This is a genomic window from Cycloclasticus sp. P1, assembly GCF_000299965.1.
GTDB classification, from domain to species: Bacteria; Pseudomonadota; Gammaproteobacteria; order Methylococcales; family Cycloclasticaceae; genus Cycloclasticus; species Cycloclasticus pugetii.
The window spans coordinates 630112-643387 of record NC_018697.1 but is presented as its reverse complement, the minus strand read 5'-3'; the positions used below and the strand labels follow the sequence as shown (position 1 = coordinate 643387).

At 42.0% G+C, this 13276-nt stretch carries 10 protein-coding genes; 5 read left to right on the top strand and 5 right to left on the bottom strand.

Translation table 11 applies throughout. The features are described from left to right. Positions 1 to 2: 2 nt before the first annotated feature. Positions 3 to 4430 (bottom strand): EAL domain-containing protein, encoded by a 4428-nt coding sequence (locus Q91_RS03155; protein ID WP_015005436.1) that lies wholly within the window; start codon positions 4428 to 4430, stop codon positions 3 to 5. A 213-nt stretch (positions 4431 to 4643) separates the two neighbouring features. On the opposite strand from Q91_RS03155, the gene pyrF reads away from it, so the two are divergent. The 5 genes from pyrF (at position 4644) to mltF (ending at position 9151) form a co-directional block, all read left to right on the top strand. Then, the gene (gene pyrF, locus Q91_RS03150; RefSeq protein ID WP_015005435.1) at positions 4644 to 5390 is read left to right on the top strand and encodes an orotidine-5'-phosphate decarboxylase; all 747 of its coding nucleotides are present in this window, start codon (positions 4644 to 4646) and stop codon (positions 5388 to 5390) included. After that, positions 5383 to 5727: a phasin family protein gene (locus Q91_RS03145; protein WP_015005434.1), complete on the top strand. Its 345-nt coding sequence runs from the start codon at positions 5383 to 5385 to the stop codon at positions 5725 to 5727. Before pyrF ends, Q91_RS03145 begins: the two co-directional genes overlap by 8 nt. A 164-nt stretch (positions 5728 to 5891) precedes the next feature. Further along, a complete protein-coding gene (locus Q91_RS03140; RefSeq protein WP_016389738.1) occupies positions 5892 to 6215 on the top strand; it encodes a phasin family protein in 324 nt (107 codons plus the stop codon). Between the two features lie 167 nt (positions 6216 to 6382). Next, positions 6383 to 7447: a class II fructose-bisphosphate aldolase gene (gene fba, locus Q91_RS03135; protein ID WP_015005433.1), complete on the top strand. Its 1065-nt coding sequence runs from the start codon at positions 6383 to 6385 to the stop codon at positions 7445 to 7447. A 282-nt stretch (positions 7448 to 7729) separates the two neighbouring features. Next, complete coding sequence (gene mltF / locus Q91_RS03130; protein ID WP_015005432.1) at positions 7730 to 9151, top strand: membrane-bound lytic murein transglycosylase MltF; 1422 nt, start codon at positions 7730 to 7732, stop codon at positions 9149 to 9151. On the opposite strand, the gene Q91_RS03125 is transcribed toward mltF, so the two are convergent. The 4 genes from Q91_RS03125 to Q91_RS03110 form a co-directional block, all read right to left on the bottom strand. Further along, entirely contained in the window at positions 9137 to 9979 is an 843-nt protein-coding gene (locus Q91_RS03125; protein WP_015005431.1) for an alpha/beta hydrolase, read from the bottom strand. The two genes, mltF and Q91_RS03125, sit on opposite strands and share 15 nt — an antisense overlap. 93 nt (positions 9980 to 10072) lie before the next feature. Next, positions 10073 to 10528 carry a tRNA adenosine(34) deaminase TadA gene (gene tadA, locus Q91_RS03120; protein WP_015005430.1) on the bottom strand — a complete coding sequence of 152 codons (456 nt, stop codon included), beginning with the start codon at positions 10526 to 10528 and terminating at the stop codon, positions 10073 to 10075. A gap of 3 nt (positions 10529 to 10531) precedes the next feature. Continuing rightward, positions 10532 to 12043, bottom strand: a complete 1512-nt coding sequence (locus tag Q91_RS03115) for a diguanylate cyclase domain-containing protein (protein ID WP_015005429.1) — start codon at positions 12041 to 12043, stop codon at positions 10532 to 10534. 108 nt (positions 12044 to 12151) lie between these two features. Beyond that, positions 12152 to 13273 carry an ABC transporter permease gene (locus Q91_RS03110; RefSeq protein ID WP_015005428.1) on the bottom strand — a complete coding sequence of 374 codons (1122 nt, stop codon included), beginning with the start codon at positions 13271 to 13273 and terminating at the stop codon, positions 12152 to 12154. Positions 13274 to 13276 lie beyond the last annotated feature (3 nt).

The window sequence follows — 13276 nt, the reverse complement described above, 5'->3', positions numbered from 1 at the left end:
TCTTAAACGCGACCTACTTCTTTAGCTGAACGGGCATACTCTGCGATAAATTCGTCTTCCGACAGTGGTTTATTAATTAAATAGCCCTGAACTAGGTCACAACTATGCTCTGCTAGGAAATCATATTGATCTTGTGCTTCAACCCCTTCAGCCACAACCTTCATACCTAAATTATGTGCCAACACTATCATTCCATCAACAACAGCCATATCAGCTTCATTTTCTGGTATCTCTTTGATGAACTCCATGTCCAATTTTAAGGTGTTCGCTGGTAACTGCTTAAGATAATTAAATGACGAATACCCTGTACCAAAGTCATCAATAGAAATACTCACACCCATTGCTGCAATATCGTTTAATTTTTCCAACATCGCATCAATATTGTCCAACACCATACTTTCAGTTACTTCTAATTCTATGTATTTTGGTTCTAATTCATGTTTAGCCAAACACATACCAACCAATGATACAAAATTCTCCTCTGCCATCTGTACCGCGGATACATTAACTGCAACAGTGCCATAGTAGTCAAATTCTAGTTGCCACTTTTTTGCTGTTGCGCACGCGGTGTCTAGCACCCACAAACCAATTTCTTTAATCAGCCCCATTTCTTCTGCAACAGGTATAAACTCGGCTGGTGATACCATTCCTCTTAACCGGTGCTCCCACCTAACTAATGCTTCTGAGCCTATCACTTCCGCTGTTGATGTGTCTTGTTTCGGTTGGAAGTACAGCGATAACTCATTATCCGCCAACACTTTCCGTAGCTCAGTTTCAATACGCATTCTTTGCTCTAATACCTCACTCATTTCCTGCGTATAAGCACGGTAAGTATTTCTCCCAGCGGCTTTTGCTCTATACATCGCCGTATCTGCATTTTTCAACAACGTCTCTTTTGATAGACCATCATCCGGGTATATTGCCAAACCAATACTAACCCCTGCAAAAACCTCGTTCCCGGCGAGGCTAAATGGTTCTTTTAGCGCATTTAACATGGCCTTAGCAACCTGGTCAGGCGCTGTTTTACCGGTCATATCACTTAATACAACCACAAATTCATCACCACCGATTCGTGCCAACATATCTCCTGAGCGGATACAGTTTTTTAGCCGCCCAGATAGCGCTTTCAACAGAATATCACCAGCTTCATGGCCCATGCTGTCATTAACATCTTTAAACCGATCTAGATCAATAAAGAAAACCGCCACTTTTGAATCTTTTCTCTTGGCATGTTCAAGTTCTTGCTGAAACTGTTCAACAAAAGCAGTTCTATTGGGTAGACCCGTTAATGCATCTTTATAAGCTAATTTATGTACATGTTGATCAGCAAACTGCTTGTCTAACAAACGTCTCACTCGCTGTCTTAAAACTGACAAGTTTATCGGCTTGGGTACAAAATCAGCGGCGCCACTTTCATAGGCTAAATCCACAGATTTTTCACTTTCTAGGGCCGTGGTTATAAGCACTGGAACATCCGAACCACCCTGCATTGCCTTGATTTCTCGACAGGCCTCAAAACCATCTTTAATGGGCATCATTGCATCCATGATAATCACATTAGGCCTTAACACTTCAAACAACCTCACTGCATCACGACCATTAGCACCCAGTTCAACTTGATACCCTTCGCGCTCCAAAACACTTGCTACCGTCATTCGCGTACTTTGATCATCATCAACAATTAACACCACTTCTTTCGTTCGCTTTGTTTGTTCTGTATCTGAAAGTTCTAACGTCGCTAACTTGCTGTTCAAAGATGCTTCAACCAAGGTGAACTCTGTTTCTAACCGCTCAGCTAATGGCGCAATTATCGATTCATCAACAGTGTTACGAGACCAGGCCTCCTCTATTTCAACACAAACAGATACAAAATCTTCCGCCCCCAAGTTACGTGAACTGCCCTTAATTTTATGCGCCACATCCAAACACTTTGTTGTATCACCAGCCTCCATTGCGGCAATTAAGGTAACAATATAGATAGGTGTATCGAGTAGATAGGATTGAACAATTTGTTGAATACCACTGCCAGTATTAGCAACGAGCTCCTTGAATGCCGATTCAACAATTACTGAGCCTTCTGACACTTCAAGCTCTATACCTGATGATTCATCGTCTATTAGAGGGAAACCAAATAGTTTTTCAAGCTTGGCCAATAACGCTGACAATTGAAACGGCTTTAATAAATAGTCATCCATCCCGCTATTAATACAGTGTTCAAAGTCACCTGGTTGATCTTTCGCCGTTAAAGCAATAATAATCGGCTGCCGGTACTTAAGGTCTAACGCCCGGATTGCTTTAGTTGCTTCATACCCATCCATCACTGGCATATTGCAATCCATCAAAATCAGATCATAGTTTTTTTCTTTAAAAGCATTCAGTGCTTCAAGACCATCATTGGCCACATCAGACGATATACCTATTTCCTTTAGTGTTGCCTCGGCTACCAGTTGGTTAGTCACATTATCATCGACAACTAGGGCCTTTATACTTTGCAAAACATCTGATGTCTTGATCTTGGGTTTTTTCCCAATCTCCGCTGACGTGCTCCCCTTACCTTCAGAGAATACATCTATTAATGTCATCCGTAACTTCTCATACCGTACAGGACGGTCAATTGATCCTACAAATAACGGCAAGCTTTCGTCTGCAGAGCTAATTTTGCTGCCAAACCGGACCATCGGAATTAACTTTGTACCAGAAAATTCCTCATTCGCCTTAAAACTCGCTAAAAACGCAGTCATATCCCCCAAACTATAATCAACATTAAACAGGCAGCTATCCAACCCTCTGCCCGACTTTAACTCGTCCTTTAGGATGAAAATGGCCTCATCTAAACTGTTAACTATTTGACATTCAACCCCCCACGCATCGAACATCCCTTCAAGATAATTTTGAGTTTCTTCAAACGGTTCAATTAACATCACCCGTTTTCCACTCAATAATTCAACCTCATCGGCAGGTTCTTCGAAGGAAATATTATGCGTTTGCATTGGAAGTAATACTCTGAAGCTTGACCCTTCATTGACTTCACTAGTAACCGATACAGAACCCCCCATTAACTTTGTCATTTGATTAACGATCGTCAATCCAAGTCCGGTTCCACCATATTGATTGGTTGTTTCTGCACTGACCTGACCAAAAGGCCTAAAAATTTCACTTAATGCGCCTTCCGGTATTCCAATACCCGTATCAGTCACTGCTATCTCAATCAAAGAACGCCCCTTTGAGGATGACACAATTTTTGCTGATAAAGTAATATGCCCCTGGCTTGTGAATTTGACCGCGTTATTTAATAAATTACTGATGACTTGTCGAATCCTTACCGCATCACCTCGAACAAACATTACATTGTCGGTGGGCAAATCCAAACAAAGCTCTAAATCTTTAACTTGTATTTTCTCTGCATATAACAACGCTAGCTGTTCAAGCAACAACCTTAAATCAATATCCTCCAGTGCCAGCTGAAAATTCCCCGATTCCATTTTACTAAAGTCCAACACATCATTGATCATTTGCAATAAGGAGTCACCTGATTTACTGGCTACCTCAAGGTATTCATGCTGATGCTGTGGCAAGCCCATTTCTTTGAGCAAATTAACCATGCCCAAAATGCCATTAAGAGGCGTTCTAATTTCATGGCTTAGGTTCGCTGCAAAATCTGATTTAATTTTAGCTGTTTGTACGGCTTGATCCCTCGACTGTTCAAGTTCACTACTTCGCGTTTCCAGCACCTTCATCATCTGGTTGAACGCTTCAGACATATGGCCAAGTTCCGCAGCAACCTCATGTTCGGCTCTAAGCCCGATCTCACCTGATGCTGCTTGAATCATGATCGATGAAAAGTCTTTTAACGGCCTTGTTAAACGCCGAACTAGCAAGCTCATCAGTACTAATAAAACCAACGCAACCGCAATAATAATGCCTACGTTGGCGACAAATAGTGTCTGGGCATACTGAATTAAGGACGGCTTATCAAGTATCAGCATTAAGTAAGCAGCAGGTATTTCCCCATTATTATTGAGCCGAGCGGTAAAGTAAAAGGCTTGTTCCGTCTCACGCTCTAGCCTCGCTTCCTCCAAGTCAACATCTTGCCAGCCGCTTATTAACTCATACTCTGTGTTCTTTTTGACCGATGATATTTCTTTGAAATCTGCATCAAAAATAATAATGCTTTGCACACCCTCAAGTTTAAAAAAAGGGGTCGCTAAATAGCCTAATAGTTCTTCAATACCGCCAGAAAAAGGAGTTGAAAGCTGATCGATTAAAGCTTCAGCTACTCTCTTACCGTGTTGAACATAATCGGCCCGCTCTTGCTCATAGGCTTTATATGAAATTAAAGCTGATGAGATGACTGATAAAAAAATAGCTCCTATCAACAAAGCAAGGTTTAATTGCTGGCCTAAACCCTTTTTATGTTTTTTTATGCCCATAATCCAAACCCTAATTTAACGGCTTCCTTATCTAGCTATAATGTTAGTTTAAATACTTCGCCATGCTAGCTATTGTCTTATCATTAATAACGTACATCATAACCAAAAAGCTGAATATTTGCTTAACCCATGCCATGACAAATTTCCATCGGCAAGCGGGCGACAGGGCGTTATAATATCCACCATACTTTAAACACTATGGAGCGGCGCCTCATGTCATGGCTTTCTAACAAACCTATTCCTGTTAATGAACGACTCATCGTTGCTTTGGATGTCCCTGATATTCCACAGGCTAAAGCGTTAGTCACGCTATTAGGCGACAGCGTTATTTTCTACAAAATTGGACTTGAGTTATTCATGTCTGGTGATTATTTTGAGCTAATCGACTGGCTCAATGAACAAAATAAACGCATCTTTGTTGATCTCAAATTTTTTGATGTGCCTGCAACAGTTGGTCGTGCTGTTAAACAGCTTAGCGATAAGAAAGTTGATTTTGTCACCATACACGGCAACAACGCCATTATGCAGGCTGCCGCCGAGCAAAAAGGCCAACTGAAAGTTCTTGCTGTTACCGTCTTAACCAGTTTAGATAGGGGCGACCTAGATGACTTAGGGTTTAAATGCGATGTTGAAGAACTCGTCACCTCACGCGCCAAACGAGCTATTGAACTGGGTTGTGATGGTGTTATTTCTTCTGGACTAGAAGCCCCAGGACTACGGGACTCATTAGGTCCAAACTTCTTGGTTGTTTCGCCTGGTATTCGACCCGTCGATAATAAGCCAGATGACGACCAAAAACGAGTCGTCAGCGTTGAACAAGCCTTTTATAATGGAGCCGACCATATTGTAGTTGGGCGACCTATTCGTGATGATCGAGATCCCAAGCAGGCTGCCTTAGATATACAAAAAAGTATTCGTCATGTATTTAGTGAAAATTTATCAGGAGATCATAATGATTAAGGACTTAAACAGTTTCACTCAACCTATATCAAAACTTGTTGAATTAAATACTCATCACTTCGACACCCTCATGGACGCTCAAAAAAAAGCAGCCGAAGATTATAAAAAACTTGTTCAGCAACGCATGCAAACTGCAACAAAAATCAAAGACCCTATTGCATTAGCTAGTTTTGTCACCGATCAAATGGCACTCGCCCAAAGTAACTATGAAAAAATGGTAGATAACAGCCGTGTTATGTTTGAAACCATGACAGGCTATAACGCCGAAGTAATTAAACTTTTTCAGGAAAGCACCGTTCAGCTAAAAAAAGAAATTGATAAAGAAACAAAAAAATAGCCTGATTATTTTTTGTTTCTTTAATTAACTATTGTTAGCTACCTTTAATTAGGGTTGAAGCACCTCACAAAACAAATGTTGCGCCGCAATAAATTTTACTTTAAACTGGCCTTTCTAACCTTTGTTTTAAATTAGATTTACTCAACCTTATTTGGAGAAATTTCATGAACGACTTTAATGCTTTTGCAGCCCCTATCACTAAATTAATTGAATTAAACAAAACTCATTTTAAAAAAATGGCCGCAGCACAACAAGAAGCTGCTAAAAACTATGCCGAATTAGCTGAAGCCCGCATCAAAGCAGCAACCAACATTAATAACCCTGAGGCACTTAATGCTTTTGCCAAAGAGCAAGTCGAACTCGCTCAATCAAGCCTTGAAAAATTTGTTGCTGATAGCAAATCTTTATTCGAAGACACGAAAGCTTATAACGAGCAAGTACTTAACATTGTTAAAGAAAGCGCAGCGGCTCTAACACCAAAAAAATAAACATCAAATTAAGTTTATTTTGGAAACCACTACCACTCGGTAGTGGTTTTTTTATAGTTGAAACATTATTAAAAATAGAAACACGCTGCCATAAAAGTTAAACTAGCCTTATCAACGAATAACACTCATTCGTCACCAAACAACTTAATTCTATAAGGGGATTTCAAATGGCTTTAATTTCTCTACGCCAACTACTCGACCACGCTGCTGAAAACAACTACGGCGTACCAGCTTTTAATGCCAATAACATGGAACAGGTTCATGCTGTTATGCAAGCAGCAGACGCAACTAATAGTCCTGTTATTATTCAAGGTTCTGCCGGGGCAAGAAAATATGCTGGTTCAGCATTTCTAAAACACCTAATTCTCGCTGCGGTTGAACAGTACCCACACATTCCTGTGGTTTTTCACCAAGATCACGGTACCAGCCCCGCCATCTGCCAACGGTCTATTCAGTTAGGTTTTACCTCTGTCATGATGGATGGTTCTTTAGAAGCTGACGGCAAAACACCCAGTAGTTATGAATATAATGTTGAGGTTACTAGGAAAACAGTTGAAATGTCGCACGCTTGTGGTGTGTCTGTTGAAGGTGAGCTCGGTTGTCTCGGTTCGCTTGAAACAGGTGAAGCAGGTGAAGAAGATGGTGTTGGCGCCTCTGGCGTTTTAACACACGAACAAATGCTAACCGACCCTGAGGAAGCTGCTGATTTTGTTAAAAAAACGGGGGTTGATGCATTGGCTATCGCCATTGGCACCAGTCATGGTGCCTATAAGTTTACCAAACCCCCAACTGGCGATACTTTAGCTATTCAACGCATAAAAGAGATCCACGCAAGACTGCCTAATACTCACCTTGTAATGCATGGTTCTTCATCGGTTCCTCAAGATTGGCTAAAAATTGTCAATGATTTTGGCGGCGACCTTGGTGAAACCTATGGCGTACCAGTTAATGAAATCCAACAGGGCATCAAGTATGGTGTACGAAAAGTGAATATCGACACCGATTTACGCTTAGCTAGTACTGGTTCTATCAGGCGGCACTTAGCAGAAAACCCCAAAAACTTTGACCCTAGAAAGTTCCTAGCTGTATCAACCGACGCAATGCAACGTATATGCGAAGATCGTATGGACGCGTTTGGAACATCTGGACAGGCAAGCAGTATTAAACCCATTAACCTAGAAGAAATGGTACTTCGTTACGACTCTGGCGAACTCAACCAAGTAGTTAAGTAATTAAAGCCTTTCAACTCAGGAGGCAGGCTCTAATTATAAGCTTCACCTCGGCTTATTAAACAACCAGGTTAGCACCACGGCAGTGTTTGCTAATCTGGTTGTCGTAACTTTTTAAATTATTACTCACCAATAACCCAGTTATAGCATTCATTCAGAGCGCCCCTACTTTCAATTGGGTTATGTAAAATACCCTGCTTTTGCTAATATCTAGCTACCTAACACTAAAACTTTATCAGAGTTTATTTATTACGTTTATGTACAAACCCCTTTAGCCTATCGGTTATGCTTAACCCCTCACGCATAAAATACGTTTTTATTTTTCTTGCTGTGTCTGTACTTTCAGGCTGCACACCAGCGCCTTCATCATTAGAAAAAGTACTTAACCGTGGTGAGCTTGTTGTTCTGACGCGAATAGATCCATCAACGTATATCATTGACGAAGCCGGAACCCATGGTTTTGAGTATGAATTAACATCACTGTTTGCGGAAAAGCTCGGTGTTAATATACGCTTCATTATTGCAAAAGAATTTCAACAATTGGTGCAATTATCAACTGAGGATGAGGCTGATTTTGTAGCTGCTGGACTAAGTATCACCCCAGACAGAAAAAAACGCTTACATTTCACGCCGCCTTATTACGAAGTCACGCAACAGCTTGTATATCATTATCGAACGCGTCGCCCTAAGTCCGTGGCGAAACTGACCGGTTCTTTTTTAGAAGTTATTGCCAATACCAGTCATGCCGAAAACTTACGTAGCATTCAAAAAACACATAAAAACTTGTCTTGGATAGAAAGCACCGATTCAACTGTTCTAGAGTTAGTTTCTCTAGTGAACGATCATATACTTGACTACACCGTCGTCGACTCCAATCAATTTCAACTCATTCGCGGTCAATTTCCCAACTTAAACGTTGCTTTTGATATTTCAAAACCTGAAAAAATAGCGTGGGCTTTTCCTCTTGGTGAAGACCACAGCTTATATAATGAAGCGGTTAAATTTCTCGCAGAACTTAAATCCACCGGTGTCTTAGAGCAGCTACAAGACAAGCACTTCGGCTATTCTAAACAATTAGATTACGTTGGAATTTGTACCTTCTGGCACCATGCTGACACTCGGCTCCCTAAGCTCATTAAGTCTTTTCATTTAGCTGCAAAAAAATATAATCTTGACTGGAAATTACTAGCGGCTGTTGCCTATCAAGAGTCTCACTGGAACAAACACGCTGTTTCGCCAACGGGTGTTCGCGGCATTATGATGCTGACGAAAGCCACTGCCAAACAAATGAACGTAACTAATCGATTAGACCCCGAGCAAAGCATTGAAGGCGGCGCACATTATTTATCAACTCGAATAAAAAAAATCCCTAAACGGATCGAAGAACCCGACAGAACATGGATGGCCTTGGCCGCTTATAATATTGGTTTTGGCCACTTAGAAGATGCGCGCATATTGACCCAACAACAAGGCGGCGACCCAGACAAATGGATTGATGTAAAACAGCGACTACCACTACTTGCTGAAAAGGAGTGGTATCAAAAAACAAAATACGGCTACGCACGTGGTAAAGAACCCGTCACCTATATTGATAATGTTCGCCAATATATCAAAATGCTTAAAAAACTTGAGCCTAACTCATTAAGTGATGAACAAAACAAAATTGATACCGACGCCACACTAAATATCGAGTTACAAGCGCTGTAACTCTCTTTTCATCCAATTTAAACCGTACTCAAAAACCTTTTCTTTCTCTGGTTCATGATGAAGTTCATGATAAAAACCTTGCCAGATCTTCAAACGGCATTGCTGACCGACGCGCTCAGAAAATATGGTACTCGCTGTATGACTTGTGATCGCATCAGCATCACCGTGCATCAACAAGACTGGAAAGTCCACTTCTGAGGCTTTTCGTAACAGTTGCTCGCCCTCACTTAGCATTTGAATGCCTAATCTAGCTGAAATCCGGTGATGAATTAAAGAATCTTCCGCTCGGCTTTTCAATATCTCTTTATCCCGACATAAGGCGACTTCGTTTATCTCGTTCGATAACGATAAAGTTGGCCACCCTGTTTGCACAAGTCGACCCAATAGTAATTTCCATTTAGCTGGCTCAAATGCAGGTTTAAACAAGGGTGAACTCAACACGACGCCTTTGAAACCAATTGGATGTGACAGCGCATATTGAATGCTCAGTGTTGCACCCAAGCTGTGACCGTAGATAAACCAGGGCTTGGCAACGTCAATATTTGATACTTCATCTATAAAACACTTAATATCCCGTATCATTTGTTGAAAATCAGCACTATGACCACGTTGACCACCAGACTTTCCATGCCCTCGCAAATCAAACGAAACAATCTCAACACCACAGGATGTATAGTATTCAACCATGTCTTTGTAGCGACCACTATGCTCGCCCAAACCATGAATTAAACACACCGTCATTATCGGCTCAACATCAGGCTGCCACCTAACGGCATGCATAGGCATTCCATCGTTAGCAAGCCACCTCTTTTCACTGTATTTTGCCATTATTTTCCTTGCGCTATAATCAACACAGTTGAAATAACATAGTAAGCCATCCTGATTAAGCTGATAACTGCCTTAACATTTCCTATAGCCCTTTCATTTACGCCTTTTTTTAAAAAAAGCGCTTAATAACTCAGAACACTCCTTCGCCAGCACGCCCCCTGTCCATTCAACATGATGGTTTGCATAACTAGCTTTAGTGAGTGATAGCGCACTACAAACAGCCCCCCTTTTTTCATCTAACGCACCAAACACAATGCGTTTAATTCGCGCATGTTGAATAGCCCCCAAACACATCACGCAAGGTTCAAGAGTGACAAAAAGGGTTGTATCAACAAGGCGGTAATTATCAAGTTGCAGACCAGCGTCACGAATAGCCACTATTTCAGCATGTGCAGTTGGGTCATTATTCTTTATAGGCAGGTTATAACCTTCAGAAATACACTCATTATCTTTGACGATAATTGCACCGACAGGTACTTCACCAACTTCTTCTGCTTTATGCGCTAAATTGATCGCTCTGCGCATCCAAGCCTCATCATTCATAAGCATTATTTATTCAGCAAAGGCCACATTGTTTCGTCCTGAATGTTTCACTGTATACATCGCTTTATCTGCCTTTTGTGTTAACACATCAATATCTGCGCCATCGTCTGGATAAAATGCAACGCCAATACTGGCACCAATCTGACAACTATCACCGTTGACCATTATGCTGTTAGAAACTGATTGAATAATATTCTCGGCAAGACGCCTTACCCCCTCATCATCCACTTGCCCTTCAAGTAACACAATAAATTCATCGCCACCAATACGAAAAACACTGTCAGATTTCCTAATGCAAGCAGCAATTCGATTCGCCGTTGTTTGCAACACCGTATCGCCAACACCGTGCCCATAGGTATCGTTAATAGGTTTAAATTGATCTAAATCGATATACAGTATCGCCAGTCTCGTTTTATTTCTTTGCGCAATACTAAGCGCATGTTCCGCCAACTCATAAAACACAATACGATTGGGCAATCCCGTTAACTCGTCTTTATGTGCTTGCTCAATAAGAATGGCTTCAGCTGCTTTCCTTTCCGATATATCTCTAATGGCAGCCGTCACTTCTACATTTTTGCCGTTCTCACTCAACGCGGTTTGCATCACAATGTCTGCGACTAAAATACTATCATCACTTTTTAGCAATCGCACCTCACACCGACTAGTAGGTAAACGGCCTGTCTTATCAACTGCCTCCAATATTTCCGAAAAAACAGCTTTCGATTCTTTTACAAAAAACAAACTCGCTGGCTTTAAAAGGTAATGTTGTTGGTTGAAGCCAAGTAATTCAACCACAGACCCACTAACAAAAGTGGTCAGCGCTGTTTTAACATCAACCCCAATCACAATATCTGTCGTTTTTTCCATCAGATTATCGTAATAGTCTTCTCTACGAATAAGTCTTATTGTAGCAATACAAAAGCAAACAAAAATAAGTAAAACTGTCGCTGTTTGAATACTTCTTAAAAAAAATGTCTCAGCCTTAGCCTCTTCTTCTAAACTAATGGTTAGTTCATTCATCAAGCTCAATAGTTCTTCATCATGCTTAGCCAAGTCCTTCATCATCTGGTGGGAAAATGATGCTGAAACTGCTTGAGATGATAGAAAATAGCTTAATTCCTCATGCAATGGTCGCCAAATATACTGAGCGTCAAATAAGCGTTCTCTAGCATCTTCATCAACCAGCTTGTCAATAAATATGACCTCACCTGAAGCCGCTGTAGCCGTACCACCTTCACTAAAAGCATTTAATGTTTCATCAAATAAGGCAACTGCTTTAGCCAGTTTATCCATATCACCCAGAGGAACTGTCTGATGCTGCGATGAATTATGAATAAGGGACGCTAACTTTATAATTTTCTGCGATAACATCCGCTGTCGACCCGCGATATTGATGTTCTTAGCAGATACTTCAATTTGAGCAGTAACATAGTAGTTAATCGCCAACAACGCAAAATCTAATAGCATGACCAACACTAATGGAAGCAACACTAACTTGTACTTTAGGAGCGTTTGATTCATAAAACTAACCTACCACATCAATAACTTAACCACTATCAATACTGCCAATTTTCATAAGTCGAGCCGTTAGGGCTTTACTCGCATTCGCTCGATACCTAGAAACTATTCTTATGCCATGCTACTAATAGTGCGCCGAAAACGTGAGAGCGCAAGTGAGAACAGCACAACGCCGATCGCCGTAATGGCAAGAAATTGCGGCCAGACAGCGGCAAAACCAGCACCACGATAGAGAATCGCCTGAGCAAGCATCACAAAGTGTGTATTCGGTGCAGCAAACATGACCAATTGAACGAGCTCCGGCATGCTCTCGCGCGGCGTCGAGCCACCAGAGAGCATCTGCAACGGCAGTAACACCAACATCAATAGCAGAGCAAACTGTGGCATCGAACGGGCGACAGTGCCGAGGAAAATACCCATTGAGGTAGTCGCAAACAAATGCAACGCCGCGCCAACTAGGAATAACCCCAGTGAGCCTTGAATCGGCACCGACAGCCAGCCTTGCACAACCGCGGTTAATGCAAAGGCGGTAGCAACAAGTACAACCAGCCCCATTGCCCAGACCTTGCTGGTCATAATCTCAAAAGGCGTAACCGGCATTACCAGCAGGTGCTCGACGGTACCGTGCTCGCGTTCGCGAATCAGCGCCGCGCCAGTAAGAACAATAGACAACATCGTCACGTTGTTGATGACCTGCATAATCGCACCAAACCACGACTTATTAAGCTGGGGATTAAATCGCGCCCGTAGCGCCAAGTCAACCGGCAACTCCGGAACCTCACGGTAGCGCTGCGCAAAGGTCTGCACTTCGTCAGCAACGATAGTTTGTATATATCGGCTACCGGTAAAGGCTTGGCTCATCCGCGTGGCATCAACATTAAGCTGAATCGTTGGCCGCCGCCCCGCTAGCACATCACGTTGAAAGTTCGGCGGAATATCCAGTGCAAAGGTGTCAAGGCCAGCATCCATGCGAGCATCCATCTGTGCTTGATCAATCACGTCAGGCGGAACAAAATACGGTGGGTAAAAAGCACTAACAATACGCCATGACAGCGGAGAGCGATCCTCGTTTACAACCGCAATCGGCGCCTTGTTAAGGCTCTCTGGCATGGCCGTAGCGGCCGTATAAACTGAAACGGTAAAGGCATAAACGATCAACACAAGCATAATCGGATCACGCACGACACTGCGCAACTCCTTAACACCAATGTGGAAAATATTAGCAAGACGCATGGA

What these genes read in the sequence shown, in the direction of transcription:
- Q91_RS03155 (WP_015005436.1), bottom strand. Translation starts at nt 4,430, where the DNA reads ATGGGCATAAAAAAACATAAAAAGGGTTTAGGCCAGCAATTAAACCTT.
- pyrF (WP_015005435.1), top strand. Translation starts at nt 4,644, where the DNA reads ATGTCATGGCTTTCTAACAAACCTATTCCTGTTAATGAACGACTCATC.
- Q91_RS03145 (WP_015005434.1), top strand. Translation starts at nt 5,383, where the DNA reads ATGATTAAGGACTTAAACAGTTTCACTCAACCTATATCAAAACTTGTT.
- Q91_RS03140 (WP_016389738.1), top strand. Translation starts at nt 5,892, where the DNA reads ATGAACGACTTTAATGCTTTTGCAGCCCCTATCACTAAATTAATTGAA.
- fba (WP_015005433.1), top strand. Translation starts at nt 6,383, where the DNA reads ATGGCTTTAATTTCTCTACGCCAACTACTCGACCACGCTGCTGAAAAC.
- mltF (WP_015005432.1), top strand. Translation starts at nt 7,730, where the DNA reads ATGCTTAACCCCTCACGCATAAAATACGTTTTTATTTTTCTTGCTGTG.
- Q91_RS03125 (WP_015005431.1), bottom strand. Translation starts at nt 9,979, where the DNA reads ATGGCAAAATACAGTGAAAAGAGGTGGCTTGCTAACGATGGAATGCCT.
- tadA (WP_015005430.1), bottom strand. Translation starts at nt 10,528, where the DNA reads ATGCTTATGAATGATGAGGCTTGGATGCGCAGAGCGATCAATTTAGCG.
- Q91_RS03115 (WP_015005429.1), bottom strand. Translation starts at nt 12,043, where the DNA reads ATGAATCAAACGCTCCTAAAGTACAAGTTAGTGTTGCTTCCATTAGTG.
- Q91_RS03110 (WP_015005428.1), bottom strand. Translation starts at nt 13,273, where the DNA reads ATGCGTCTTGCTAATATTTTCCACATTGGTGTTAAGGAGTTGCGCAGT.